Genomic DNA, 26,556 nt, shown 5'->3' with positions numbered 1-26,556 from the left:
GGTGCCGGGCGCGCCGCCGCGGGGGCGGCCGGGGCCGACGCCGCCTCGACGTCGTCCCGCGTGATGCGCCCGTGGGGGCCGCTGCCGACGACCGTCGTCAGGTCGAGCCCGCGCTGCCGCGCCACGGCCCGGACCACCGGCGTCGAGCGCGGCCGCTCCCCGCGACCACCCGACGTCGCGGGGGCGGACGCCGTCCCGTTCGGCGGCACGGCAGCGGCGGCCGGGGCGGCCGTCGGCTCCGGGGCGAGGACCTCGCGCCGGCGTCGCCGCGCCGGGCGCCCCGTGCGCTCGGGCCGCGCGCCGTACCCGACGAGGTTCGGCTCCGGGCCCTCGTCCGCCGCCGAGCTGTCGGGTCCTGCGCCGGGCATGCCGTCGGCTGGTCCCGACCGCTCGGCGGCCCCGGACAGGTCGAAGGTCACCAGCGGCTCGCCGACCTCGACGGTCTGGCCCTCCTCGGCGTGCAGCACGCGCACGACGCCGGCGACCGGGGACGGCAGCTCGACCAGCGCCTTGGCGGTCTCCACCTCGGCGATCACCTGGTTGAGCTCGACGGCGTCGCCCACCGCGACGCGCCACTCGACGACCTCGGACTCGGTCAGCCCCTCGCCCAGGTCCGGCAGCCGGAACTCGCGCGTCGCCATCACGCTCCCACCTCCACGCCGGCGGTGGCGCCCGACGCCGGGGTGCGGCCCAGGACGCGGTCGATGCCGACGAGCACGCGGTCGAGGTCCGGCACCTGGTTGCCCTCCAGCTTGGCCGGCGGGTACGGGATGTCGTACCCGGTGACGCGCACGGGCGGCGCCTCGAGGAAGTCGAAGCAGCGCTCGGTCATGCTCGTGGCGATCTCGGCGCCGACGCCCGCCTGCCGCGGCCCCTCGTGCAGCACGACCAGCCGGCCGGTGCGCCGCACGGAGGCGGCGACCGTGTCGTGGTCGATCGGCGACAGGGAGCGCAGGTCGATCACCTCGACCGAGACGCCCTCGTCGGACGCGGCGACGGCGGCGTCGAGCGCGGTCGCGACGTGCGACCCGAACGTCACCAGGGTGACGTCGTCGCCCCGCGCCACGACACGTGCGGTCCCCATGGGGGCCGCGTCGTCGAGCGGCAGGTCCGGGTCGACGTCGCCCTTGACGTGGTAGCGGCGCTTCGGCTCGAAGAAGACCACCGGGTCGTCGCACGCGATCGCCTGGCGGAGCACGGTCGCGGCGTCCTGCGGGTTCGACACCGAGACCACGCGCAGCCCGGCCGTGTGCACGAAGTACGCCTCGGGCGACTCGGAGTGGTGCTCCGCGGCGCCGATGCCGCCGGCCACGGGGATGCGGATCGTCACGGGCAGCGTCACCTTCCCGTTGGTGCGGGCGTGCATCTTGGCGAGCTGGCTGACGATCTGGTCGAACGCCACGTAGACGAAGCCGTCGAACTGGATCTCCACCACCGGCCGGTACCCGCGGTACGCGAGGCCGACGGCGGTGCCGAGGATGCCGGACTCCGCGAGCGGCGTGTCCACCACGCGGCGCGGCCCGAACTCCGCCTGGAGCCCGTCGGTCACGCGGTACACGCCGCCGAGGCGGCCGATGTCCTCGCCGAGCACCATGACCGACGGGTCGTCGGTCATCGCCCGGCGGAGGCCGGCGCCGAGCGCCTTGGCGAGGGTGAGCGTCTGGGTCGTCATCGGTCGGCCCCCTCGCCGCTCGTCGTGCCGGTGGTCGTGTCGATGGTGGTGTCGGCGAAGCCCGCCAGGTAGGCCTCGTGCTCCGCGCGCTCGGCGCGCACCGTCGGGTGCTCCTCGGCGTACACGTGGTCGAAGACGCTCAGCGGCGGCGGGTCCTCGATGGCGACGACGCCGGCCCGCAGCTCGGCGGCCACGGCGTCGGCCGCCGCGCGCACGCGGGCCTCGTCGTCGTCGGTGAGCTGGCCACCCGCGCGCAGGTACGAGGCGAGCCGCGCGATCGGGTCGCGCTCGGCCCACACGTCCAGCTCGGACGCGTCGCGGTAGCGGGTGGGGTCGTCGGCGGTGGTGTGCGGGCCCATGCGGTACGTCACGGCCTCGACGAACGTGGGGCCGCCGCCCGTGCGCGCGCGGTGCAGCGCCTCGCGGGTCACGGCGAGCACGGCCAGCACGTCGTTGCCGTCCACCCGCACGCCCGGGACGCCGAACCCCGACGCCCGCCGGACCAGCGGCACGCCCGACTGCAGCGTCACCGGCTCGGAGATCGCCCACTGGTTGTTCTGGCAGAACAGCACCAGCGGCACCTGCCAGGTGGCGGCGAACACGAACGCCTCGTTGACGTCGCCCTGGCTCATCGCGCCGTCGCCCACGTACGCGACGACGGCGGCCGAGCCGTCCTCGCCCGGGACGACGACGCCGCGCTCGACGTCGGCCTGGATCCCCAGCGCATAGCCCACGCCGTGCAGGGCCTGCGCGCCGATGATGACCTGCGGCGTCGCCATGTTCACCGCGTACGGGTCCCAGCCCGACGCCGTGACCCCGCGCCACACGCGCAGCAGGTCCACCGGGGACACCCCGCGCTTGCGCGCCACCGCGTGCTCGCGGTAGCTGGAGAAGACGAAGTCGTCCCCGCGCAGCGCGGCCGCCGAGCCCACCTGCGCCGCCTCCTGGCCCTGCAGCGGCGGCCACAGGGCCAGCTCACCCTGCCGCTGCAGCGCCGTCGCCTCGGCGTCGATGCGCCGGGCCACGACCATCTCCTCGTACAGCGCCAGCAGCGCCGCGCGGGCCTCGTCGGTGCCCGCGTCGACATCCGTCAGCCAGCGGTCGAGCCCCGGGTCGGGGTGCCGCACGCCCTTCTCGTCGAGCAGCCGTACCGTGCCGTCTGCATACGTCTCGTCCGTCGTTCCGGACGCCGTCTCCGTCCGCGCTCCGCCCGCTCGTGACAGGTCGTCGCGGGACGTCGAACCCATGGTGCTGGGCATCGTCGCCTCACCTCGCGTGTCGCCGGTAGCTCCTCGTCGAGCGCCGGATACCGCGAACGTAACGCCGCTCACAGGGCGCGACCAGCACCTCACGACCGGCTGCGCAGAGTGCGCAGCCCACCCCCGTTAGGCTGGTCGATGTGCGCAGCTACGACGCCGTGGACCTGAGCCTTCTGACGGCCCTCGCCGAGGACCCGAGGGCCACGATCGCCGCGCTCGCGGAACGCCTGCGGCTGTCCCGGAACACGGTGCACGCGCGGCTCGCGCGGCTGGAGGAGTCCGGCGCCTTCCTCGACTTCGACCGGCGGGTCAACCCGCAGTTCCTGGGGCACCCCCTCACCGCGTTCCTCGAGGTCGAGGTGCGGCAGAAGGAGCTGGGCCGCATCGTCGACGCGCTCCGGCAGATCCCCGAGGTGGTGCAGGCGTTCGGCCGCAGCGGCACCGCCGACCTGCGCGTGCAGGTCGTGTGCCGGGACACGGACCACCTGTTCCGCATCGACGCGGCCATCCTCGCCGTCGACGGCGTCGAGCGCACCGAGACGTCGCTGTCGATGGGCGAGCTCATCCCCTACCGCATCCAGCCGCTCATCGACGAGGCGCGGCGCGCGCTCTGACCGACACGGCACCGGCGACGGCGCGGTGTCGCTCGCCGTGTCGCTCGCCGTGTCGCTCGCCGTGTCGCTCGCCGTGTCGCTCGCCGTGTCGCGCGCCGTGCCGGTCGGCGCGCCGCGTGTCCGCGGACGTTGCCGTTTCGCGTGCGGTCCGCAAACGCGCACGTTGTCCGGCTCTGCCGACTCCAGGCCCGCTCAGCACGAACCTCCGGGGGCAGCCGCACCTCATCCTGCCCAGCCGTCACGGCTCCTGCTCAGCGCGAACCTCCGCCACAGCCACACCGAATCCTGCCCAGCCGTCACGGCTCCTGATCAGCACGAACCCCGGCGCAGCCGCGCCCGGTTCGACCCAGCCGTCACGGCTCCTGCTCAGCACGAGCCTCCGCCACAGCCGCACCGAATCCTGCCCAGCGATCGCGGCTCCTGCTCAGGTCGAGAATCGGGCACGGGCGAATCGGCGCCGCCCCAGCAGGCGCCATGTGCGGGCGGCCGACTCCACGCGAAATGACAACGTCCGCGGGCGCGCGACACGCCGGATGCGCGGTCGTCGAGCGGAGCCGGCCCGCCCTGCGTTCCCCGCCCGCTACCCGCCCGTCCCCGGCCCCGCGCCGGTGTCGACCGCACGCCCGGTGCCGACCGCACGCCCGATGCCGGCGCGGGTCAGGCCACCGGGAGCGCCGCGCGGGTGACGGCGCCGTCCGGCCAGCGCACGCGGACCTCCGTCCCCGCCGCCCGGACGTCCGTGACCTCGACGTCCGGCACGACCGGCTCGTCCTGCTGGCGAGCGTCCCGCAGGCCACCGTGGAGCCCGACGACGACCGCCAGCCAGTGACCGACGGGGACCGGCTCCGCGGCCACCCACGGCGTCGCGGTGCGCGACCCGAGGGGCGTGGCGTCGTCGGCCGCGGCCACGCCCGCGAGCCATGCCGGAGAGGAGCCCGGGACCTCTCCTGCTCCGGGGCCCGGAACGACCGGCATGAGCGTCGACCGGAGCGCGCTCGCGCGGGCGGCGTGTGGGCCGTCGGGCCGCGCGTCGTCCCCGCTGACCGGCCAGCCCCCGACGCGCAGCGCGACGGCGACCGGCGACGGCTCCTCGACGCGGACCAGCCGCACCTCCCACGCGCCGCGCACCACGCTCACCGTCGTGACCGTGCCCGCGGGGTGCGCGTCCCCGGTGAGCCCGGAGCCGGCGTCGAACGCGGCCGGCTCCGCGTCCAGCCAGTGGGCGCGCGCCCGCGACGCCAGGATCGCGGCGGTCGCGCTGTCCCCGTCGGGGCTGTCGGGGTCGTCGGGGTCGGACGTCGTGCGGGCCTCCAGCGTGCGGAAGCCCGTGCGGTGCGTGGCCCGCCCCTCGGCGTCGAGCAGCACGACGGACTGGTCGAGCGGGTCCGTCCACCCCTCGGCGTCCAGCAGGGGCGACGTCGCCGTCGAGTACCCGAGCCGCGCGTACAGCGGCGAGTCACCGGTCTCGTCGCCCTCGGCCGCGTGGTCCGTCCCGTGGTTGTAGACGCGCACGACGCCGTCGTCGCGCGTGCCCGCGACCGCCCAGCCCGGGGCGCGGGCCACCAGCAGGGTGTCGCCGGCCTCGACCGGCAGCGGCTCCTCCGGCGCGGTCCACGCCGGGTGGTCGGCAGGCAGCGCGAGCCCCAGGAGGCCCTTGCTCGCCCAGTACGGCGAGCCGGTGCCGGAGTACGCCTGCGCCATCGCGCGCCACTCGTGGTGCCAGCCGAGGGTGAGCAGGCCACGCTCGTCCGGGGCGCCGCGGTCGACGAAGTGGCCCACGACGCCCGACGCCGCCCGGCGCAGCAGCCCCGGCGACGTGCTCGGCACCTGGGCGAGCGCGCCCACCCAGAACGGCGCGGCCGCCGCGAAGCGGTAGACCAGGCTGCGGCCCTGGACCAGCGGCGAGCCGTCCGCCCCGACGAGGTGCACGGCGTCGGCCACGAACCGGTCCAGGCGTTCCAGGTACGCGGGAGCGCGCGGCCCGGCGAGATCCTGCGCGCCGGCCATGCGCGACCACAGCACCGGGTACAGGTGCATCGCCCAGCCGACGTAGTGGTCGTAGGCCCGCTGCGGCCCGTCGGAGTACCAGCCGTCGGTGCGCCAGAAGTCCTCGTGCCGCGCGAGGTCGCGCTCCATGTCCTCGGCCGACCACGGGCCGCCCACCGACCGGAGGAACTGCTCGGTGACGATCCGGAACCAGACCCAGTTGTTGTCGGCGTACCCGTCGTCGCCGACGACGGTGGCGAGGTAGTCGACCACCCGCTCCTGCACGCCGGCGTCCAGCCGGTCCCACAGCCACGGGCGCGTGAGGTCGAGGACGAGGGCGATCGACGCCGCCTCCACCTTCGCCTGGCCGTGCTCGTCGGGGCGCAGCCAGCGCTCGGCGGACGACGGGTCCGTCCCCGCGGCCAGCCCCCGCGCGTACCAGTCCGCCAGGCCGAGCGGGTCGGCGCCACGCTCGCCCGCCAGCCGGAAGCCCGCCGCGAGGAACGTCCGCGCGAACCCCTCGAGGCCGTCGACGTCGGTGCCGAGCCCGCCGGGCCGGCCGGGCAGGACGACGCGCGCGTGACCGTCCGACGCGTACGGCCGCACCGCCAGCAGCATCCGGTCCGCGAGGTCCGCCCACCGCTCCCGCGTCCACGTCTCGCCCACCGTGTCCCCCTCCTCGCGGACGCCCGCGACGAGCGGGCGTGCGACGAGTCAACCGGGCCGCGCCGCCGACCGGCAAGGAGGTCGTACAGACCCGAACATAGGCTCGCGGTCATGAGCGACCCACGCGGCCCGGGCCTGGCGGCACACCGGCACGAGCTGATCCGCAACGAGGCGCGCCTGCGCGGCTTCGTCAAGGTGGCGGAGCTCGCGGGCCGCCTCGGCGTCTCCGAGGTGACCGTCCGCCGCGACATCGCGGCGCTCGTCGACGCCGGCGACCTCGAGCGCGTGCACGGCGGCGCCACCCTGCCCGCGGCCGGCGCCGGGTCGCGACGGCCGCTCGCCACGCTCGGGATGATCCTGCCTGCGTCGCGCTACTACTACCGGAGCGTCGTGGCCGGGGCGGAGGAGGCCGCGGCCCGGGCGGGCATGCGCCTGGTCCTCGCCGTGTCGCGGTACGACGTCGCGGAGGAGGAACGCCTCGTGGAGCGGATGCTGCGCGCGGGCGTCGACGCGCTCCTCGTCGCGACCGCGCGACCGCCGCAGGTCGAGCCCCCGCGCTGGCCGGGGTCCGTCCAGGTCCCGGTGGTCCTCGTCGAGCGCTGGTGGGACGGCCCCGACGCCGAGTACGCGCGCACCGACCACGCCGCCGGCGCCCGGCTCGCCGTCGAGCACCTGGCGGACCTCGGGCACGAGAAGGTCGGGCTGGCCGTCCGGACGTCGACGCCCACGTCGTCCTGGCTGGTCGACGGCTTCCGCGACGCCACCGGGCCGCGGGAGATCGCCGCCGCCGGGTTCGCGCCGGTCGAGCTCGCCACCGAGGCCGACGGCATCGCCGAGCGCGACCGCCGGCTCGACGACCTGCTGCGCCGCTGCTCCGCGACCGGCACCCGAGGGCTGCTGGTCCACGCGGACGACGACGCCCTCGTGCTGCTCGGCCTCGCGACGGACCGGGGCGTGCGCGTCCCCGAGGACCTGTCGATCGTGGCCTACGACGACGAGATGTCGGCCCTGGCGCCGGTGCCCCTCACGGCGGTCGCGCCGCCGAAGCACGACGTGGGCCGCGCCGCGGTCGAGCTCGCCGTGCGGCGGCTGTCGCGCGGCGCCGCGCCGGCGACGCAGCAGGTCACGCTGCTGCCACGCCTCGTCGTGCGGGACTCGACCTCCGCCCCGTGACCGACTCTGTTCGTTCTGCACGGATCCGGTTGACCCCGGTCGGCCGGGCCCGCGCACAATGACGACCCACGGCCCGCCACGAGGAGAGACCATGCAGCCCGGCAGCACCCCGAGCGTTCCCACGGTGACCCTGGCCATGCAGCCCGGGCTGCCCGACCGGCTGTTCGCCGCCGAGGACCTGGACCGGCTGCGCGCCGTCGCCCGCCTCGAGCCGGGCGTGCTGCACGACCTGACCGACGACGCCGCCCGCGACGTCCTCGCGCGCACGGACGTGCTGCTCACGGGCTGGGGGTGCCCGCCGATCACCCGCGACGCGCTCGGCCACGCGCCGCGGCTGCGCGGCGTCGTGCACGCCGCCGGCTCGGTGCGGCACCACCTGCCGCCGGAGTTCTGGGACGCGGGCCTCCCCGTGAGCACGGCCGCCGGGGTCAACGCCCAGCCGGTCGCGGAGTACACCGTCGCGACGATCCTGCTCGCCAACAAGAGGATCCTGCCCATCGCTGCGCGCTACCGCGCCGACCGGCGTGCGGAGAACTGGAGCGTCGAGGTGCCCGACGCCGGCAACTACCGACGCACGGTCGGCGTCGTCGGGGCGTCGAAGATCGGGCGCCGCGTGCTGGAGCTGCTCGCGCCGTTCGACCTCGACCTCCTCCTCAGCGACCCGTACGCGGACGAGGCCACGGCCGCGGCGCTGGGCGCGCGCCTCGTCGACCTGGACACCCTGGTGGCCACGAGCGACGTCGTGTCCCTGCACGCCCCCGACCTGCCCGAGACCCGTCACCTGATCGACGCCCGGCGGCTGGCGGCGATGCGCCCCGGCGCGACGCTCGTGAACACCGCGCGGGGCGCCCTCGTCGACACCGACGCGCTGACGGAGGCCGTGATCGCGGGGCGCGTCTACGCCGTCCTCGACGTCACGACGCCCGACGTCCTCCCCGCCGACTCGCCGCTCTACGACCACCCGAACGTGCTGCTCACCCCGCACGTCGCGGGCTCGATCGGGCTGGAGCTGCACCGCATGGGCGCGTTCGCCGTCGACGAGGTGCTGCGCCTCCTGGCCGGCGAGCCGCTCGCCGCCCCCGTCGACCGCGCCCTCCTGGACCGCACGGCCTGACCCTCCGGCACGCTGGGGTGCGGGCGGTCAGGCGGCCCAGCGCACGACGACGTCGGCCGCGGCGCGCGTGGCGGCGACGGCGTCCGCGTTGACCTGGTCGGAGCCGTTCGCCCAGCGGCGCGCGTCGTCGCGGCTCTTGCCGAAGGCGTGGTGGCGCTCCTCGAGCCGGGCGAGGCGCACGGCGTCGGGGACGTCGAGGTACCAGACCTGCGCCATCCGCGCCCGCGCCCGCGGCCACGCACCGGTGGGCGCGAGCAGGTAGTTGCCCTCCGTCACGACCAGCGGCACGTCGGAGGGGACGGCCACGCCGGCCGCGACGGGCTCCTCGATCTCGCGGCGGAAGACGGGCGCGTACACCGGCGGGTCGCCGGGCCGGGCCTCCGCGAGGCGTGCCACCAGCGCGGCGTACCCGGCGTCGTCGAACGTGTCGATCGCGCCCTTGCGGTCGCGGCGGCCGAGGTCCGCGAGCACCGCGTTCGACAGGTGGTAGCCGTCCATCCCGACCTCGACGGCGAGGGCCGGGCCGAGCCCGTCGACGACGGCGCGTGCGAGCGTGGACTTCCCCGCCCCCGGCGGGCCGACGATGCCGAGCACCCGCCGCTCGCCGGGCACCGCCAGCCGCCGGGCGCGCGCGACGAGCTCCGCCGTCGTCGCCGCGACCGGGGTCACCCCTCGTCCCGCGCGGGCTCCGGGCCGGGTCGGGCCGCCCCTCCGTGCGGCTCCGTCAGCTCGGGAAGGTGCGCGAGCCAGGACCGCGGGCCGACCTTCCGCACGCGCGTGCTCGCCACGCGCACCGCCGTGGCGCAGGCGTCGGGCAGCGCCTCCCCGCGGGCGAGGGCCACGGCCAGCGCGCCGTGGAACGCGTCGCCGGCGCCGAGGGTGTCCTGCACGTCCACCTCCGGCACGGGCACGGTGCCCCGCTCCCCGACCTCGACGGCACCGTCGTCGGCGCGCCGCGGCCGCGCCCACTCCACCGGGGCCGCGCCGTGGGTGACCACCACGGACCCCGCCCCGAGCAGCAGCGCGCCGTGGGCGGCGTCGGTCGCGCCGGGGACCAGCTCGGCCGGCACGGTGAAGGCGGCGCTGAGCGCCGCGACGTCCGCCGCGGGCAGCAGCTCCGCGAACACCGGCCGCCACCGGCCGCCGTCCAGCACGACCAGCGGCCGGGGGCGTAGCTCGGCGACGTGCGCCAGCACGGCCCGCGCGATCTCGGGGTGGTGGCCGTCGAGCAGCACGACGTCCGGGCGCGGCAGCCCCGCGATCGCGTCGGGCCGCGGGGCGCGCACCGCGACGAGGGCCGCGTCGGGCGAGACCACGGACCGCTGCCCCGTCGCGTCGTCGACGAGGACCGCCGAGACCGCGAGCGGGAACTCCTCGTCCGGGCCCGCGACGTCGTGCACCTGCACCTCGCGCTCGTCGAGGTCGGCCCGCGCCGCCTGGGCGACGGGCCCGGCGCCCAGGGCGCTCACCAGGACGGCGTGCGCCTCGAGCGCCGCGGCCGTGACCGCCGCGTTGGCCGCGGGCCCCCCGGCCGCGACGTCCTGCCGCACGGCCGTGACCTTCTCGTCCGGGCCCGGGCGGGCCGAGGCCCGGTGCACGACGTCCAGCGTCGTCAGCCCGACGAACCAGCAGACCACCATCCCTGCTCCCCTCTCGGCCGCGGGATGCTCAGCGGCCGGTGCCGTCGACGGCGTGCGGCTCGATCGCGGCGATCTCCTCGTCGGTGAGCGCCGGGGCGCGCAGCGCGGCCACGTTGTCCTCGAGCTGCGCCACCGACGACGCGCCGATCAGCGCCGACGTCACGCGGTCGTCGCGCAGCACCCACGAGAGGGCGAGCTGCGCGAGCGTCTGCCCGCGGCCCTCCGCGACCGCGTTCAGCGCCCGGGCGCGGTCCAGGTACGTGTCGGTGAGGTTCGACGACGACAGGAACGGCGAGTCGCTGCGGGCCGCGCGCGAGCCCTCCGGCGCCGAGCCGCCCAGGTACCGGCCCGTGAGCAGGCCCTGCGACAGCGGCGAGAAGACGATCGTGCCGACGCCGAGGTCCTCGACGACGTCGAGCAGGGACTCGCTCTGCCGGCCGTCGTACGCGTCCTCGCGGTCCGCGATCTCGACGTGCCGGTTGAACATCGAGTAGCTGGGCTGGTGGATGAGCAGCGGCACGCCCAGGTCGGCGAGCACCTGCGCGGCCTCGCGGGTGCGCGACGGCGAGTAGTTCGACACCCCCACGTACGTGGCCTTGCCCTGCTGGACGGCGGACGCGAGCGCGCCCATCGTCTCGGTGAGCGGCGTCGCGGGGTCGGGCCGGTGGTGGTAGAAGACGTCGACGTGGTCCAGGCCCATGCGGGTCAGCGACTGGTCGAGCGACGAGAGCAGGTACTTGCGCGAGCCGTGGTCGCCGTACGGGCCCGGCCACATGTCGTAGCCGGCCTTGGTGGAGATCACGAGCTCGTCGCGGTACGGCGCGAGGTCCTTGGCCAGGTGGCGGCCGAAGTTCTCCTCCGCCGAGCCGTAGGGCGGGCCGTAGTTGTTCGCGAGGTCGAAGTGGGTGATGCCGAGGTCGAAGGCACGGCGCAGGATGGCGCGCTGCGTGTCGAACGGGTTCACGTCGCCGAAGTTGTGCCACAGGCCCAGCGACAGGGCGGGCAGGTCGAGGCCGGAGTGGCCCGTGCGGCGGTAGGTCATCGACTCGTAGCGGGCGTCGTCGGCCAGGTACCGAGGTGCGAGAGGCATGGCCCCATCCTCGCGCACCCGGCCGACGTCACGCGCGGTGCGATCACTCGGCGGGCGGCACCGGGAAGTTGGCGCGGAACACGTTGTCGGGGTCCCAGTCGCGCTTCACCTCGCGCAGGCGGGCGAGCGTGGGCCCGGGGAAGGCGTCGGTGATCCGCTCGGGCCGGGTGTCGGTGTCGAACGACAGGTACAGCCCGTCGGTGTACGGCGCCATGACGTCGTCCCAGACCGCGTCGAGCCGGCCCTGGTCGGAGGACATCGCCGACAGCAGGAAGTTCTGGTGCCGGTGGGCGTACGCCGTCGCGTCCGCCTCGACGTCGTGCGCGGCGCCGCCGGTCGCGCGGACCTGCAGGAAGTACGCCTCGCCCGACAGGGCCAGTTTCTCGAACGCGCGGGCCGTCGGCCCGTCCAGGTGCGCGACCAGCCCGGACCGGACGGCCGGGTCCCCGCCGCCCTGGTGGTGCTTCTCGCCGGCCTGCACGACGCCCGCGTACGGCAGCAGGTACGCCTGGTGGGCCAGCAGCGGGCCGGCCCCGGCGAGCCGCTCGAGCTGCTCGACGGCGGCGTCCGTGTCGTCGCCCGCCCAGACCGTCATGAGCTGGGCGACCGGGCCCTGGTCGTCGCTGCCGTCGGCGAGGCGGCCGCGGCGGCCCGGGGACAGGATGAGGAAGCTCGTGAGCTCGCGCGGCGCGGACTCGACGACGGCGCCCCAGCGCTCGAGGGTGCCCGCGACGTCGGTCGCGTCGAGCGTCATCTGGGAGAAGACGACGTGGCCCTGGTCGCCGAGGGCCATGGCCTCGATCTCGACCCACGTCACGACGCCCAGGTTGCCGCCCGCGCCGCGCAGGCCCCAGAACAGGTCGGGGTGCTCGTCGGCCGACGCGAGCACCACGCGGCCGTCCGCGGTGACGACCTCGGCCGCGACCACGTGGTCGATCGTCAGCCCGTAGGCGCGGCCCAGGAAGCCGACGCCGCCCGCGGTGGCGAGCCCGCCGACGCCGACCCCGCCGGAGTCGCCGGAGCTGATGGCCCAGCCGCGCGGTGCCAGCTCCTCGGCGACGCGGCCCCACGTGGCTCCGACGCCGACCCGCACCCGCCGGGTGGCCTCGTCGACCACCTCGACCTGGTCGAGCGCGCCGAGGTCGACGACGACGCCGCCGTCGTTGGTCGACCGGCCGCTGATGCCGTGGCCGCCCGACCGCACGCCCAGCGGCACCTGCTGCGACCGCGCGAACCGCACGGCCTCGGCCACCTGCTGCGCGTCCCGCGGCCGCAGCACGAGGCCCGGCGCGCCGGAGCGCAGGTAGTTGTGCCGGACGCCGTCGTACGCGCGGTCGCCGGGCTCGACGGCGGTGGCCGCCAGCGCCGCGGGGACGGCGGCGTAGTCGATGCCGGGGCGCCGCAGGGCGATCGCCCGCGCACCGCGCCGGGACGCCGCCGGGGCCGTGCCCGACGACGCGCGCTCCCGCGCCACCAGCTCCCGCACGGCGGGCGCGACCTCCTGCCCGTACACCTGGATGAGGCTCGGGTCGTCGGCCGCGAGGATGACCGTGCCGATGCCGTCCTCGAGCGCGAGGGCGGCCAGCTCGTCGACCCACTGCTCCACGGGGCCCTGGAGGAAGCCGCGCGGCTCGTCGCTGACGGCACCCTGCACGTTGAGCAGGCGCCGGATCTCGGCCGGGTGCCGGCCCGCGGCCTCGGCCGCCTCGTCGATGATCGCGTGGCCGCGCTGCAGGTCGCCGTCCTTGAGGTAGGCGAGCGACGGCAGCCAGCCGTCGGCCTTGCGGGCGATGAGGCGCAGCATGCGGGGCTTGAGCGCGCCGAGCCAGATCGGGACGTCGTGGGCGGGCTCGGGCCCGCGCTTGGCGCCGACGACGCGGTGGTGGGCACCCTCGACGCGCAGCGGGCGGCGCTCCTGGCCGTCCCAGATGCCGCGGATGATGTCGAGGGCCTCGTCGAGCGCGTCCACGGACTCCCCCGGCGTGAGGCGCGTGCCGCCCATCGCGACGATCGGGTCCCAGAAGCCGCCGGCGCCGAGGCCGAGGGCCGCCCGCCCGCCGGACAGCAGGTCGAGGGACGCGACGGCGCGCGCGAGCACGGCCGGCGGCCGCAGCGGCAGGTTGAGCACGTTGCCCGCGACGGTCACCCGCTCGGTCTGCGCGGCCACCCACGACAGCAGCGTCCACGTGTCGAGGAACCCGGGCTGGTACGGGTGGTCCTGGAACGTCACCAGGTCGAGCCCGGCCGCCTCGGTGACCTGGGCGAGGCGCACGGGCTGCTGCGGGTCGCGGTTGGTCGGGGTGAGGAACGTGCCGAAGACCAGGTCGTGGCCGTAGTCCGTCATGCGGGGCCTTTCGCGGGGAGGACCGCTCCCGCTCGCGACGGGAGATCGTCTGTCGCACAGACGATATCAGCGGCAACTCTTCTGGCCGACCGCCCATTCCCCTTACGATGGCGAGGTGAGCACCACGACCGACCGGACCCGCCGCCCGCGCGGCACGGCCGACACCGGCGGCCCCGCCGACTCCGCCGCCCCGGTCGACCCGTCCCCGCTGGGCTGGTCCCTCGCGGCGCTGCTGCGGGAGTGGAGCGCCCGGGTCGCGGCCGCGTGCGCCGACGTGCCCCACGGCGGGCGGGGCTACGAGGTGCTCGCCGCCGTCACGCGCGACGCCCCGCCCACGCAGGCGGCGCTGGCCGCCCGGCTCGGCATCGACCGCACCGTGATGACCTACCTGCTCGACGAGCTCGCCGGCTGCGGACTCGTCGAGCGGCAGCCGGACCCGGCCGACCGGCGCGCGCGCCGCATCGTCGTGACGGACCACGGCCGCGCCGTCCTCGCCGACCTGGACGCCCGCGTCCGGACGGCCGAGGACGACCTGCTCGCCGGGCTGGACGCCGCCGAGCGCGACGCCCTGCGCCACCTGCTCGTGCGCGCCGCCACCGGCGCGGCGCCGGGCGACGACCGCTGCGCCGTCGTCGCGCGCGTCGTGGACCCGTCCTGACCACTCGGAGAGCGATCGAGCGTTTTGACGTGATCCTCAAACGGGCCGTTCGAGGATCACGTCAGCACACTCGATTCGGACGGAACGGTCAGCCGCCGATCGCCGCGCCCACGTCCTTGAGGAAGGCGTCGGCGGCCTGGGCGGGCGTCATGCGCTCGAACAGCACCTCGGTGTTGATGCGCGTGATGATGTCCTGCATCTCGTTGGCGCCGTTCGGCGGCACCGGCGGGTTGTCCACGACGTCGTCCTCGAGGTCGGCCATGAAGTCGGCCATCCGCTGGTCGGCGGCGGTGAGGTCGGGGAGGATCGCCTCCCGGACGCTCAGGTTGGCCGGCAGGCCGCGGTCGGTGAGCTGCAGCTTCGCGGCCTCGGGGTCGTTGAGCAGGAAGTCGACCAGCTTGGCCGCCTCCTGGGGATGCTCGCTCTTGGCCGACACGGAGTAGTACATCGCCGGCTTGAAGTACATGCCGGTGCGCTCGCCCTCGGACTCGCCGGGCAGGCGCAGCAGCTCCAGGTCCCGGCCGGAGGCGTCGGACAGCGCCCCGAGCTGGTTGCTCCACCACACGCCCATGGCCCCGGAGTTGGTGCCGAGCAGCGAGCCCTCCGGGCCGGCGTTCTGGTACTCGACCGAGCGTGACGCGTCGGGCTGGCCGCCGTTCGCCATGAGGTCCAGCGACGTCTGGAAGAACTGGGCCACGGTCTCCTTCGAGACGCCGAGCTTGCCGTCCGGCGTGTAGAGCGTCTCGCCCTTCTGCCGCGCGAGGACGGCGAGGCCGGCCTCGTTGAAGCCGTAGTCCTGCGTGCCCCACACGCCCTTGCCGGCGCCCTTCGAGATCTTGCCGGCGACGTCGACGTAGTCCTCCCAGGTCCACGTCGTGTCGTCGGGCATGTCCACGCCCGCGTCGGCGAAGATCTTCGGGTCCGCCACCAGCGCGTACGCGTTCACGCCGGTCGGGATGCCCACCAGGGTGCCGCCCACCTCGCCGGTGGTCAGGATGTCGTCGGAGATCTCGGACGTGTCGATGTCGAGCGCACCGAGGTCGGCGATCACGCCGCGGGAGGCGTAGTCCGACAGGTACCGCTCCTCCTGGGTGATGACGTCGGGGGTGTCGCCGCCGGCCGTGGCGGTGGCGAGCTTGTCCCAGTAGCCGCCCCAGTCGGTGTAGTCCGGCACGACGGTGATGCCGGGGTTCTTCTCCTCGAACAGGTCGAGGATCTCCTGGGTCGTCTTGTGCCGGTCGTCCGACCCCCACCAGGAGAAGCGGATCTCGACGTCGCCGTCCTTCCCGCCGTCCTGGTCGGAGGGCACGATGCCCGAGTCGCCGCCGGAGCAGGCGGTCAGGGCGAGCGCCCCGACCGCCGTGAGGGCGACGAGCGCGGCGCCGCGGCGGCGCGTCGCGCGGGTGGCTGTGACTCGCATGAGGTTCTCCTTCGAACGACGGTGCGGACCGTGCGGTGGGATGAGCGGCGGGCTACTTGATGCCGGTGGTGGCGATGCCCTTGACCAGGTACTTCTGGCCGAAGAGGAAGACGAGGAACACGGGGACCAGCGACACGATCGACATCGCGAACAGGGGCCCCCACGAGCTGTTGCTCGTGGAGTCGACGAACGTGCGCAGCGCGATCGGCACGGTGTACATCTCCGGCTTCGTCAGGAAGATCAGCTGGCTGAAGAAGTCGTTCCAGGTCCAGATGAAGGTGAAGATCGCGGTGGTGGCGAGGGCCGGCAGGGACAGCGGCAGCATGATCCGCAGGAAGATGCGGCCGTGGCCGCACCCGTCGAGCCGGGCCGCCTCGTCGAGGTCCTTCGGGATGCCGCGGAAGAACTGCACCATGAGGAAGATGAAGAACGCGTCCGTGGCCAGCAGCTTCGGCACGATCAGCGGCAGGAACGTGTTGATCCAGGACAGCGACGAGAACAGGATGTACTGCGGCACGATGATCACGTGGATCGGCAGCATGATCGACATGAGCATGACGGCGAACCACAGGTTGCGGCCCCGGAACTTCAACCGGGCGAAGGCGTAGGCCGCCATCGAGCAGGAGACCAGGTTGCCGAGCACGGAGCCGAGCACGACGAGCGCCGAGTTCAGCAGGTAGTGCCCGAACGGGTGCAGCAGCGCGTTCCAGCCGTCGGTGTAGTTGCTGAAGTCCCACTCGGTGGGGATCAGCCCGGGCTCGCGGAAGATCAGCGAGGTGGGCTTGAAGGAGCTCGCCAGCATCCACAGCAGCGGGTAGAGCATGACGAGGCCGAACGCGATGAGCAGCACGTGGCGGGACACGCGGCGGACGGCGGCCCAGGCGCGCCGCCACGGCGGGCGGCGCTCGGGGTAGGCGGCGGCCACCTCGGCGAGCGAGGGGCGGGCGGGTGCGGGGCGCGACTCGGGGCGCGCGGGAGCGTCAGTCATCGTAGAAGACCCAGAGCTTGGAGGCGAGGAAGTTCACGGCGGTCATGCCCGCCACGACGAGCAGCAGGAACCACGCCATCGCCGACGCGTACCCCATCTGGTACGAGCCGAACCCCTTGTCGTAGAGGTACAGCGTGTAGAAGAGCGTGGAGTCGACCGGGCCGCCGGTGCCGCCGCTGACGATGTACGCCTGCGTGAACGACTGGAACGCCCCGATGAGCTGCAGCACCAGGTTGAAGAAGATGATCGGCGTGAGCAGCGGCAGCGTGATGCTGCGGAACCTGCGCCACCGGCCGGCGCCGTCGATCGACGCGGCCTCGTAGTACATGGCGGGCACCTGCCGCAGCCCGGCCAGGAAGATGACCATGGGCGCGCCGAACGTCCAGACGTTGAGCACCATGAGGGTGCCGAGGGCGTAGTCCGGGTGCGACACCCAGCCCACGCCCTCGATGCCGACGAACGCGAGCAGCTGGTTGACCAGGCCGTCGGCCCCGAACACCTGCCGCCACAGGATGGCGATGGCGACGCTGCCCCCGAGCAGGGAGGGCAGGTAGTAGATCGACCGGTAGAACGCCAGGCCGCGCAGGCCCTTGTCGAGCACGACGGCGAGCGCGAGCGCGGCGGCGAGCTGCAGGGGCACCGAGACGAGCACGTAGGTGAAGGTCACCTTGAGCGCCTGGAAGAACCGCGGGTCGTCGAACATCCGCGTGTAGTTCTCGAGCCCGATCCAGCCGGGGGCCTCGAGCAGGCTGTAGTCCGTAAAGGACAGGTACAGCGACGCAAGCAGCGGGAACGCGGTGATGAGGACCACCCCGGCGAACCACGGCGCGAGGAAGACCGCGGCGGCCCGGCCGTCGCCCCTGCGTCGCTCCTTGGCCGCGCCGCGCGTGCGGGCCACCTCCTGGATCACCGCCATCGCGGCACCTCGCCGTGCGGCGTGCTGGTGGGCGTCATCGCCGGCCTCCCGATCTCCCTCGATCCGCGGTGCCCGGGCCACGTCGCCCGGAAACCGGTTGCTTCCCGGGAAGGTATCACGAGAGCAACCGGTTTCCAATGGTGTACGGTCGGCTCGTGAGCCCGAGGAGGCATCGATGCCTGACGTGAACCTGCGGCGACCGACGGTGACCATCGCCGACGTCGCCACCGCCGCCGGCGTCTCGCGCGCCACCGTCTCCCGCGTGATGAACGGCCGCAGCACGGTCGACCCCGCGATCGCCGCCCGCGTGCAGGAGGCGGCGATCGACCTGAACTACCGCCCCAGCAACGTGGCGCGCAGCCTGTCGCTGGGCCGCACCACGACCGTCGCGCTCGTCGTGCCGGACCTGGGCAACCCCGTGTTCCAGCAGATCCTCCGCGGCGTCACCTCCGCCGCGGCCGAGGACGGCTACCGTGTGCTCGTGGCCGACGCCGCCGAGGACCCGTCCGAGGAGGCCGCCATCGCGCGGGAGGCACGGATGCGCTGCGACGCGCTCATCCTGGTCGCCCCGCGCATGCCCGGCGCCGCCCTGGACGCGCTGCTGCCGCTGGTGGCCCCCGCCGCCGTGATCAACCGCGAGGTCGACCACGCGGGCACGCCGAGCCTCGTCATCGACTACGCCGAGGCCACCGTGCAGGTCGTCGAGCACCTGGTCGGCCTCGGCCACCGGCGCCTCGCCTACCTGGCCGGGCCCCGCGCCGCGGCCACGGACGCCGCAAGGCGCGCCGGGCTCGCCACCGCGCGCGAGCGGCACGCGGACCTGGAGGTGGTCGAGCTCGCCGTCGGGGCCGACCTTGCCTCGGGGCACGCCGCCGCGGGCCCGGTGCTCGCGAGCCGCGCCACCGCCGTCGTCGCCTACAACGACCTCGTCGCGTTCGGCCTCCTGGCCGCGCTCAACGAGGCCGGCGTGGCCGTGCCCGGCGACATCTCCGTGGCCGGGTACGACGACATCGACCTCGCCCGGTACGCGACGCCCGCCCTCACCACCGTGTCCGTGCCGCAGGCCGAGCTGGGCCGCCAGGCCTGGCGGGAGCTGCACGCCGTCATCGACGACGACGCCCACGCGGCGTCCACCACCCGCTTCACCGCCCGCCTCGAGGCCCGCTCCAGCACCGGCCCGGTGCCCCGCCGGCTCACGCGCACGGTCGTGACCGAGCCCGCGCCCGTCGCGGCGCCCGACGCCGAGGTCGTCGACCCGGGGCCCGTGTGGTCCGTCGAGACGCGCGAGGTGGTGCTGCGGCACACGCGCGACCGCGTCCCGCTGGCGCGGTACGTGGACGGCGAGCGGCTGCCCGCCATCCACTCCCCGCGCCCGTTCCTGCACCCGGTGCACTCGCTCGCGGGCGTGCCCCTCACCGAGTCGGAGCCCGTCGACCACCGGCACCACTACGGCGTGAGCGTCGCCGTGCCCGACGTCAACGGCACCAGCTTCTGGGGCGGCCGCACGTTCGTCGCCGACGTCGGCCCGACCCTGCTGCCCAACCACGGCCGGCAGGTCACGACGCGCGCGGAGGTCGACCCGCTGGCCCCGCACGTGCTGCTCGACTCCGTGCGCTGGGACGACGAGCACGGCGAGCCCCTGCTCGACGAGCAGCGCCGGCTCGGAGCGCGCCTGCTGGGCGACGACGGCTGGGCGCTCGAGTGGCGGTCCACCCTGCACGCCTCGCACGGCCCGCTGGAGATCCGCTCCCCCGCCACGAACGGGCGGCCCGGCGCGGGGTACGGCGGCGTCTTCTGGCGCGCGCCGATCGCGCAGCGCACCGTCGTGCTGTCCGAGGGCGGCGAGGGCGAGGAGCACGCGCACGGCAGCGCGTCGCCGTGGGTCGCGTTCGTGCAGCAGCACCACGACCCGTACGCCGAGGACCGCTCGACGACGCTGCTGATCGCGCAGACCTCGCCGCCGCGGCACTGGTTCCTGCGCGCCGCCGAGTACCCGGGCGCGGGGCCCGCGCTGGCCTGGGACACCCCGCTGCGGGTGCCCGCGGGCGGCACCGTCGAGACCGGGATCGTGGCCGCCCTCGTGGACCGCGCGCTCGACCTCGACGAGGCGACCGCCCTCGCCGCCACGCTGCGCTGACGCACCGCGGCAACCACGCCCGGCCGGTCCCCGGCCGGGCCACGACGACACCCCAGGAATGGTGGACGATGACGTACCCGACCTCCGACGGCCTCGTCCCGCAGATCGCGGTGGTCGGGCTGCACGGCCACGGCGCCTCGCACGTGCGCCGCGTGCTCGAGCTGCAGCGCGCCGGCGGGGCGCGGCTCGCCGCCGTCGTCGACCCGCGCGAGCCCGGCCCGGGGCACGAGGCGCACGACGCCGGCGCGCCCTGGTTCCCGACGTTCGGCGACCTGCTGTCCACGCCGTCGGTCCGCGTGGACGTGGTGGTGCTGAGCACGCCCATCCCGACGCACCTGCCGCTGGCCCGGGCCGCCATGGAGGCGGGCATCGACGTGCTGCTGGAGAAGCCGACGGCGGCGTCGCTCGCCGAGCACACCGAGCTCGTCGCCGTGACCGAGCGCACGGGCCGCCGCTGCCAGGTGGGGTTCCAGACGTTCGGCTCGCACGCCCTGTCCGCCGCGGCGGGCGTCCTCGCGCGCGGCGAGATCGGTGACGTCGTCGGCCTCGGCGCCGTCGGCACCTGGGTGCGCACGGTGTCGTACTGGCGTCGCGCCGCCTGGGCCGGGCGGCGTCGGCTGGACGGGCGGGACGTCGTCGACGGCGTCGTGACCAACCCCCTGGCCCACGCCGTCGCGACGGCGCTGCGCCTGGGCGGGGCGACGACCGCGCAGGACGTCACCTGGGTGGACACCGACCTGTACCGCGCCAACCCGATCGAGGCCGACGACACGTCGTCGGTCCGCGTGCAGGACGCGCACGGGCGGCGCTACGGCTTCGGGCTCACGCTCTGCGCGCCCGAGCGCTCCCCCGCGCGCGTGGTCGTGCACGGCACGCGCGGCGACCTCGCGCTCGAGTACGAGCACGACCGCCTCCTGCTGCGCACCGACGCCGCCCAGATGGACAAGACGTACGGGCGCACGTCCCTGCTCGACGACCTCCTGGCCGCCCGCGCCGACGAGTCCCGCGCACTGCTGTGCGACGTCCGCGACACCGGCGCGTTCATGCGCGTCCTCGAAGCCGTCCGCACGAGCGCCGACCCCACCCCGATCGCCGCCGAGCACGTCCTGTGGCGCGGCGAGGGCGCCGACCGCCGGCCCGTGGTGGCCGACGTCGAGCGCTGGTGCGCCGAGGTGGCGCGCACCCAGCGCACGTTCGCCGAGCTCGGCGCCCCCTGGGCCTCCTGAGCCACCCGCGCCGAGATCGAGGCCTCCGGGGCGAGGTCGACCTTCGGTAGGTCGACCCCGCGACGGACACCTCGATCTCGGCGGGCCTACAGCTCGATGGGCCTACAGATCGATGCCGAGGCCCAGGTCGTCGAGGCGCACGGGGTCGCCCGTGGCGAGCGAGCGGTTGCCGGCGTAGCCGATGCCGGACGCGCGGAGCCCGTCGCGGAAGCCGGCGGCACGGCCCAGCGGGTCTGCCTCGGCGCGGCCGCGGAAGACGTCGGAGAGCAGCAGCGCGTCGCCGCCGCCGTGGCCGCCCGCGCCGACGGCGACGATGGGCCGCTCCTCCGCGCGCTCCCAGTGCTTCTGCACGACGAGCCGCTCGCCCTCGGGACGCACGGTGTCCTCGCCGAAGGTGGCGGTGAAGCTCGGGTCCACGGTCGCCTTGCCGTCGGCGCCTAAGACGACGGAACCGCGCTCGACCACCTCGAGCTCCGCGCGCCCGCGCGACCCGTTGACCACGACGCGGTACCCCTCCCAGGGGGCGCTGGCGGTGAGCGAGTAGGTGAGCACCGGGCCGCCGGCGTACTCGACGACGAGGCCCAGCGTGTCCTCGGTGGTGATGCCCGGGTCGAAGACGCCGCGGTCGCGGCGGTAGCCGTCGACGGCCTGCGCCTCGGGGCCGTACAGCTCGGCGAGGTACGGGTCGGCGGAGACGTCGATGCGCCACGGGTCCACGCCCTGCTCGGCCAGGGCCCGCTCCCCCGCCGTCGGCTCGTAGCCGACCGCGTGCGCGGCGTCGTCGCCGTAGAACCGGCGACCGCCGCTGGCGAACACCCGCTGCGGCACGGCGTCGATCCACCAGTTGACGAGGTCGAAGTGGTGGCTGGACTTGTGCACCAGCAGGCCGCCGTTGTTGACCTTCTCGCGGTGCCAGCGGCGGAAGTAGTCGGCGCCGTGCACGGTGTCGAGGGCCCAGTCGAAGTGGACGCTCAGCACCTGCCCGATCTCGCCGGACGCGATGACCTCGCGCAGCGCGGAGTTCCGGGGCGAGTAGCGGTAGTTGAACGTCATCGTGAGGTCGCGGCCCGTCTCGGCGACGGCGTCGGCGATCTGGCGCGCCTCGTCCTCGGTGGCCGCGATCGGCTTCTCGACGACGACGTCGACGCCGGCCCGCAGGGCGCGGGAGACCAGGTCGGCGTGCGTCCGGTCGACGGAGGTGACGATGAGCCGGTCCACCCGCTGCTCGTCGAGCGCCTTCTCGAGGTCGTCCGGGTGGTAGAGGGGTCGCTCGCCGCCGACGGCGGTCGCGACCTTCGCCTCGTGCACCGCGGCGCGCACCGGGTTGGGCTCGACCCACGCGACGATCTCGCCGTCGTCGGCGTGGTCCCCGATCAGCGCGTTCACGTACATGCCGGCGCGGTGCCCGGTGCCGGCGACGGCGTACCGCCGACGGTCCTGACCGGTCGGGGCGGCGGGGGCGGAGGGCATCATCGATCTCCTTGCAGTCGCCGGGGCGACGTCGGGTAAGCGGTTTCCTGCAGCCTACCGGAGCACTGTCGCCCGCCACACCCCCGGCGAGCACGCGATCGAGCGTGCTGGCTTGCTCCTCGACGGGGCCGTTAGAGGAGCAAGCCAGCACGCTCGTTGCGATGCCGGGGCGTGACGGGCGACGGGGCGGAGCGGCCTACTTCGAGGGCGTGATGACGACCTGGCCGGCCCAGGTGAAGCCGCCGCCGAAGCCGAAGAGGAGCGCGGGGGTGCCGGCGGGGATCTTGCCCGCGTGCCACCACTTGGACAGGCCCAGCGGGATCGAGGCGGCGGACGTGTTGCCCGACTCGGTGATGTCCGCGACGACCACGCGGTCCTCGAGGCCCAGCGCCTTGGCGAGCGGCTCGATGATGCGCAGGTTGGCCTGGTGGGCCACCAGGACGCCGATGTCGTCGAGCGTGAGGCCGGACGCGTCGACCACCCGGCGGGCACGGTCGGCGGCGCGGGTGATGGCCCACTTGAAGACGGCGCGGCCGTCCTGGGCGAACTTCTCGGTGGGCACCTCGATGCGCACGGCGGGCGTGAGCTCGGGCTCGGAGCCCCACACGACCGGCCCGACGGCGGGGGCGTCCGCGGCCTGCAGCACGACGGCGCCCGCGCCGTCTGCGGTGAGGATGCAGGTGCTGCGGTCGGTCCAGTCGGTCACGGACGTGAGCTTCTCCGCCCCGACGACGACGGCCGTGCGCGCGGACCCGCCGCGGATGGCCTGGTCGGCGAGGCCGACGGCGTACGCGAACCCGGAGCAGGCCGTGTTCACGTCGATGACGCCGGGGCCGACGACGTTGCGCAGGTCGGGCTCGTCCTCGCCCTCGGGCGTGCTGGCGCCGGGCTGCACGCCCGTGCGCAGCGCGTAGGCGACGCGGCCCGCGGTGTTGGGCGAGCGGTCCACCGCGGTGGTGGTCGCGACGATCACGAGGTCGACGTCCGTGCCGGCGACGCCCGCGTCCTCCAGCGCGTGCCGGGCGGCGGCGGTGGCCATGTCGGCGACGGTGACGTCGTCGGCCGCGACGTGCCTGGTGACGATGCCGGTGCGCGAGCGGATCCACTCGTCGTTGGTCTCGACGAGCTGCGCGATGTCGTCGTTGGTCATGACCTTCTCGGGCTGGTGGTGCCCGAGACCGACGATGCGGGATCCTGCGGCGCCCGTCGGCAGCGTCAGGGCGGGTGCGGTGGACTCACTCATGGGAGCGATCATCCCACCAGCCCGTGGGGCGCCCGCCACCCGCCCGGCCTCCGGACCGGGGCCCGCCGGTCCCTCTCGGGCCGGCGGACGGTCAGGGACGCTCGGCCAGCCCGAACGGCACCGTGAGCAACACGCGGCCGACCTGCAGGTGGAACCGCGTGCGGCCGCGCTTGACCAGCGCGCCCACCACGCCGTCGTACCGCCCCGGGGCGACCACGCGCAGCTCCTCCCCCATGCGCACGGTCGCGGGGTCGACCCCCGGCCGGGGGTCCCTCGCGCCCGCCGCGGACGAGCCGGGAGCGACGGGAGGCGACCCGCCGCCGTCCGACGGCGCGGCCGCGCCGAGCCCCGGGACCGGGCGACCGCGGTAGGTCCACGACAGCACGTACCGCCGGTCGAAGACGGGCGAGCAGAGGCCGCACGCCTGGGGGCGCTGCGGCCGGCGGAAGCGGGTCACGCGGTGCCCGGCGGGGCACCGGCCCACCCAGTCGCCCTCGACCTCCGGGCTCCCGTCGCGCACGAGCCGGCGCCCCGAGGAGCCGATCCGCCGCGCCGTGGCCCGCCAGGCGGCGTCGTGCCCGTGCCGCGCGCCGACCAGCGCGTGCGCGATCTCGTGCAGCACCACCTCGCGCACGTCGGCCTCGTCGTACAGCGCGGTGAGCGGGCCCGACACGCTGATCTCACGGACGTCGTGCCGGCACTGCCCGGCGCGGCGCCGCGCCCGGTCGAACCGGAACGACCAGCCGGACAGGCCGTGCTCAGTCATCAGCCCGCGCGCCAGGCTCGCCGCCGCCTCCCGCTCCACTCCGCACCCTCCCCTCCCGTGACCGCCGTCGCCGACCGCCGTCGACGATCGAACGGCCCGTCGTCCGCCGTGCCGCATGCGTCGAGAGCGGCGCACAGAGCATCGCACCTCGAGTCGCCCCGGAGTCGGTCAGTCGCGGGCGGGTGGTGGCGACGGGAGCACCCGTGCCACCGCTGGAGACCGAGGCACGCGAGGAGCGCGACTGGGCCAGGGGGGATCGTCACCACCGTGGTCCGGAAGAGCAGGAGCATGATCCACGCGCCGACACCGGTCCACCGCATACGCTGGTGTGATGCAGGGTGCTGGGAACGGCCTCGACACCTGGGCGCCGAGTTGGCGCGCCTCGTCGCGTGCGCGGTAGCGCGGCGGACGACGTCGACCGGCGCGGGGCGTCCCGCGTCAGCGTGGTCGTCACCTCCCACGACCAGGGCGAGCTCGTCGCCGAGGCCGTGGCCTCCGCGCAGCGGCAGACGACGGCGCCCGAGACGATCATCGTGGTCGACGACGGATCGACCGACGCCGCGTCGCTCGACGTCGTGGACCGGCTCTCGAGGACCGGCGGCGTGGTGGTGCACCGGCAGGCCAACGCGGGGGTCAGCGCCGCGCGCAACGCCGGCTTCGCCCTCGCCACCACCCCGCTGGTGGCCGTGCTGGACGGGGACGACCGCTTCGAGCCCACCTACCTCGAGCGCACGACCGCGGTGCTCGACGCCCGCCCCGACGTCCTCGCCGCGTCGTCCTGGCTGCGCGCGCGCGGCGTCCTCGACGCCGTGGTCCGCCCCGGCGGCGGGGTCGCCGCCGACTTCCTGCACCGCAACGCGTGCCCCGCCGAGGCGGTGGTCCGCAAGGACGCGTGGGAGCGCTGCGGCGGCTACGACGAGGCGATGCGGCACGGGTTCGAGGACTGGGACTTCTTCCTCGGCATGCTCGGCCACGGCGGGCGGATCGAGATCGTGCCGGAGCCCCTGCTCCTCTACCGCACCACCCCGGTCTCGTCGAACGTCCGCTCGATGGACCGCCGCATCGAGCTCTACGGCCGGATCGTCGACAAGCACCGGCCGCTGTTCGAGGCGCACCTGCGCGAGACGCTCCTCGCCCTCGAGCTGCGCTCCACCGAGCGGCAGGCCCGATGGGAGGACGCGGTCGCCGCCGACCCGGACGCCCCGCTCCCCGACCCGACCTTCGGCGACGGCGGGATGGCCTCCGCCGTCCGGGTGCGATCACGACGCAGCGCGCCGCCACCCCGGTGAGAAGGCGACGACGAGCCGCGCTCCGAGCCGACGGGCCCTGCTGGCGGCCGGCGGCGGGGCGAGGTCAGACGCCGGCCTCGCGGGAGAAGCCCTCGATGTGCGCCTTCACGGCGGCGGAGGCGGCCACGCCGTCGCCCGCCGCGACGGCGTCGAGCACGGCGCGGTGCTCGGTGCGCAGCCGGGCGGCGGTGCGCGGCCAGGACGGCAGGCGCTCGATGCCGACCGCGACGTAGCCGCCGATCGCGCCGCGCAGCCCGGTCATCACGGCCTCGACGAGCACGTTGCCCGCGAGGCGCACGAACTCGAGGTGGAAGGCCTGGTCGAGCTCGAGGAACTCGGCGGCGGGGACGTCGTCGTCCTCCATCCGCGCCAGGAGCCGGCGCGCCTCCTCCAGGTGGGCGGCGGCGCCGGGCGCGTGGTCGATCACCCGCTCCGCGGCCTGCGCCACGGCCCACGACTCGAGCAGCACGCGCGTGGCCACGACGTCCCGCACCGGCAGCGTGCCGGTGGCCACGTGCAGGCGGACGGCGGCACCCAGGCCGGCCGCGGGGCGGTCGATGACGACGGCGCCGGCGTTCGGCCCGGAGCCGACCCCGGGCCGGACGATGCCGAGCGCGTCGAGGACCCGGATCGCCTCGCGCACGGACGGCCGGGAGACGCCGAGGTCCTCCGCGAGCGCCCGCTCGCCGGGCAGCCGCTCGCCGAGGCCCCAGCGGCCGGCGGCGATGCCTTCCTCGAGGTAGGCGAGGACTCGTTCGTGGGTGCGCACGGGCTCAGCGTAACGACCCCCCGACGCAATGGTCAGACCACATCGGCTACAGTGGCCGCTCGGCGCCGGCTTCCGTGCGTCGTCGCACCGCCCGGGCCATGCTGACCATGCAGGCC

Annotated in this window: 22 protein-coding genes; 7 read left to right on the top strand and 15 right to left on the bottom strand. The window is 75.3% G+C overall.

The window, feature by feature from the left end; genetic code table 11:
- The 3 genes from ACFU5J_RS12700 to pdhA all read right to left on the bottom strand — a co-directional run.
- Positions 1-641 (bottom strand): biotin/lipoyl-containing protein (locus ACFU5J_RS12700; RefSeq protein ID WP_430578935.1); only part of this gene is annotated, 641 nt, incomplete at its 3' end.
- Positions 641-1,672 (bottom strand): alpha-ketoacid dehydrogenase subunit beta, encoded by a 1,032-nt coding sequence (locus ACFU5J_RS12695; RefSeq protein ID WP_430574405.1) that lies wholly within the window; start codon positions 1,670-1,672, stop codon positions 641-643. The genes ACFU5J_RS12700 and ACFU5J_RS12695, both read right to left, overlap by 1 nt.
- Positions 1,669-2,931, bottom strand: a complete 1,263-nt coding sequence (gene pdhA / locus ACFU5J_RS12690; RefSeq protein ID WP_430578934.1) for a pyruvate dehydrogenase (acetyl-transferring) E1 component subunit alpha — start codon at positions 2,929-2,931, stop codon at positions 1,669-1,671. The genes ACFU5J_RS12695 and pdhA overlap by 4 nt, the downstream gene beginning before the upstream one ends.
- 140 nt (positions 2,932-3,071) lie before the next feature.
- On the opposite strand from pdhA, the gene ACFU5J_RS12685 reads away from it, so the two are divergent.
- Complete coding sequence (locus ACFU5J_RS12685) at positions 3,072-3,545, top strand: Lrp/AsnC family transcriptional regulator (RefSeq protein ID WP_430574403.1); 474 nt, start codon at positions 3,072-3,074, stop codon at positions 3,543-3,545.
- 657 nt (positions 3,546-4,202) lie between these two features.
- Here ACFU5J_RS12685 and ACFU5J_RS12680 read toward each other — a convergent pair.
- On the bottom strand, positions 4,203-6,197 hold the full coding sequence (locus tag ACFU5J_RS12680) for a DUF2264 domain-containing protein (protein ID WP_430578933.1): 1,995 nt from the start codon (positions 6,195-6,197) through the stop codon (positions 4,203-4,205).
- A gap of 111 nt (positions 6,198-6,308) precedes the next feature.
- Between ACFU5J_RS12680 and ACFU5J_RS12675 the strand changes: the two genes are divergently transcribed.
- Together ACFU5J_RS12675 and ACFU5J_RS12670 are read left to right on the top strand one after the other, a co-directional pair.
- A complete protein-coding gene (locus ACFU5J_RS12675) occupies positions 6,309-7,370 on the top strand; it encodes a substrate-binding domain-containing protein (RefSeq protein ID WP_430578932.1) in 1,062 nt (353 codons plus the stop codon).
- Between the two features lie 91 nt (positions 7,371-7,461).
- A complete protein-coding gene (locus tag ACFU5J_RS12670; protein WP_430578931.1) occupies positions 7,462-8,484 on the top strand; it encodes a hydroxyacid dehydrogenase in 1,023 nt (340 codons plus the stop codon).
- A 27-nt stretch (positions 8,485-8,511) separates the two neighbouring features.
- On the opposite strand, the gene ACFU5J_RS12665 is transcribed toward ACFU5J_RS12670, so the two are convergent.
- The 4 genes from ACFU5J_RS12665 to ACFU5J_RS12650 are packed head-to-tail and all read right to left on the bottom strand — an operon-like array spanning position 8,512 to position 13,558.
- Positions 8,512-9,153 carry a nucleoside/nucleotide kinase family protein gene (locus ACFU5J_RS12665; protein ID WP_430578930.1) on the bottom strand — a complete coding sequence of 214 codons (642 nt, stop codon included), beginning with the start codon at positions 9,151-9,153 and terminating at the stop codon, positions 8,512-8,514.
- On the bottom strand, positions 9,150-10,124 hold the full coding sequence (locus ACFU5J_RS12660) for a carbohydrate kinase family protein (protein ID WP_430578929.1): 975 nt from the start codon (positions 10,122-10,124) through the stop codon (positions 9,150-9,152). The genes ACFU5J_RS12665 and ACFU5J_RS12660 overlap by 4 nt, the downstream gene beginning before the upstream one ends.
- Positions 10,125-10,152: 28 nt before the next feature.
- A complete protein-coding gene (mgrA, locus tag ACFU5J_RS12655) occupies positions 10,153-11,214 on the bottom strand; it encodes an L-glyceraldehyde 3-phosphate reductase (protein ID WP_430578928.1) in 1,062 nt (353 codons plus the stop codon).
- A 43-nt stretch (positions 11,215-11,257) separates the two neighbouring features.
- The gene (locus ACFU5J_RS12650) at positions 11,258-13,558 is read right to left on the bottom strand and encodes an LLM class flavin-dependent oxidoreductase (RefSeq protein ID WP_430578927.1); all 2,301 of its coding nucleotides are present in this window, start codon (positions 13,556-13,558) and stop codon (positions 11,258-11,260) included.
- Between the two features lie 115 nt (positions 13,559-13,673).
- Here ACFU5J_RS12650 and ACFU5J_RS12645 point away from each other — a divergent pair, with 115 nt between their 5' ends.
- Positions 13,674-14,216, top strand: coding sequence for a MarR family winged helix-turn-helix transcriptional regulator (locus ACFU5J_RS12645; protein WP_430574395.1), 543 nt, complete (start codon positions 13,674-13,676; stop codon positions 14,214-14,216).
- A gap of 88 nt (positions 14,217-14,304) precedes the next feature.
- Here the strand turns inward: ACFU5J_RS12645 and ACFU5J_RS12640 are convergent, their stop codons facing one another.
- Genes ACFU5J_RS12640 through ACFU5J_RS12630 form a run of 3 tightly spaced genes read right to left on the bottom strand, consistent with a single transcriptional unit; the run spans position 14,305 to position 17,540 of the window.
- On the bottom strand, positions 14,305-15,636 hold the full coding sequence (locus ACFU5J_RS12640; RefSeq protein WP_430574394.1) for an ABC transporter substrate-binding protein: 1,332 nt from the start codon (positions 15,634-15,636) through the stop codon (positions 14,305-14,307).
- 52 nt (positions 15,637-15,688) lie between these two features.
- On the bottom strand, positions 15,689-16,624 hold the full coding sequence (locus ACFU5J_RS12635; protein ID WP_430578926.1) for a carbohydrate ABC transporter permease: 936 nt from the start codon (positions 16,622-16,624) through the stop codon (positions 15,689-15,691).
- The gene (locus tag ACFU5J_RS12630) at positions 16,617-17,540 is read right to left on the bottom strand and encodes a carbohydrate ABC transporter permease (RefSeq protein WP_430574392.1); all 924 of its coding nucleotides are present in this window, start codon (positions 17,538-17,540) and stop codon (positions 16,617-16,619) included. Before ACFU5J_RS12630 ends, ACFU5J_RS12635 begins: the two co-directional genes overlap by 8 nt.
- 175 nt (positions 17,541-17,715) lie before the next feature.
- Between ACFU5J_RS12630 and ACFU5J_RS12625 the strand changes: the two genes are divergently transcribed.
- Both ACFU5J_RS12625 and ACFU5J_RS12620 read left to right on the top strand, forming a co-directional pair.
- The gene (locus ACFU5J_RS12625; RefSeq protein WP_430578925.1) at positions 17,716-19,677 is read left to right on the top strand and encodes a DUF6807 family protein; all 1,962 of its coding nucleotides are present in this window, start codon (positions 17,716-17,718) and stop codon (positions 19,675-19,677) included.
- Positions 19,678-19,745: 68 nt separating this feature from the next.
- On the top strand, positions 19,746-20,903 hold the full coding sequence (locus tag ACFU5J_RS12620) for a Gfo/Idh/MocA family protein (protein WP_430578924.1): 1,158 nt from the start codon (positions 19,746-19,748) through the stop codon (positions 20,901-20,903).
- A gap of 102 nt (positions 20,904-21,005) precedes the next feature.
- Here ACFU5J_RS12620 and ACFU5J_RS12615 read toward each other — a convergent pair whose 3' ends face one another.
- From ACFU5J_RS12615 to ACFU5J_RS12605, 3 genes are all read right to left on the bottom strand, one after another.
- Positions 21,006-22,373, bottom strand: coding sequence for a Gfo/Idh/MocA family protein (locus tag ACFU5J_RS12615; protein WP_430578923.1), 1,368 nt, complete (start codon positions 22,371-22,373; stop codon positions 21,006-21,008).
- Positions 22,374-22,569: 196 nt separating this feature from the next.
- Entirely contained in the window at positions 22,570-23,616 is a 1,047-nt protein-coding gene (locus ACFU5J_RS12610; protein WP_430578922.1) for a beta-ketoacyl-ACP synthase III, read from the bottom strand.
- 91 nt (positions 23,617-23,707) lie between these two features.
- Positions 23,708-24,382, bottom strand: coding sequence for a SprT-like domain-containing protein (locus tag ACFU5J_RS12605; protein ID WP_430578921.1), 675 nt, complete (start codon positions 24,380-24,382; stop codon positions 23,708-23,710).
- A gap of 389 nt (positions 24,383-24,771) precedes the next feature.
- On the opposite strand from ACFU5J_RS12605, the gene ACFU5J_RS12600 reads away from it, so the two are divergent.
- On the top strand, positions 24,772-25,671 hold the full coding sequence (locus ACFU5J_RS12600) for a glycosyltransferase family 2 protein (RefSeq protein WP_430578920.1): 900 nt from the start codon (positions 24,772-24,774) through the stop codon (positions 25,669-25,671).
- Positions 25,672-25,735: 64 nt separating this feature from the next.
- Here ACFU5J_RS12600 and ACFU5J_RS12595 read toward each other — a convergent pair whose 3' ends face one another.
- Complete coding sequence (locus tag ACFU5J_RS12595; protein ID WP_430574385.1) at positions 25,736-26,440, bottom strand: FadR/GntR family transcriptional regulator; 705 nt, start codon at positions 26,438-26,440, stop codon at positions 25,736-25,738.
- Between the last annotated feature and the right edge of the window lie 116 nt (positions 26,441-26,556).

Source organism: Isoptericola sp. NPDC057559, from assembly GCF_042801555.1.
Lineage (GTDB): Bacteria > Actinomycetota > Actinomycetes > Actinomycetales > Cellulomonadaceae > Isoptericola.
The sequence above is the reverse complement of the archived record's forward strand: the minus strand, read 5'-3'. Positions and strand labels throughout refer to the sequence as shown.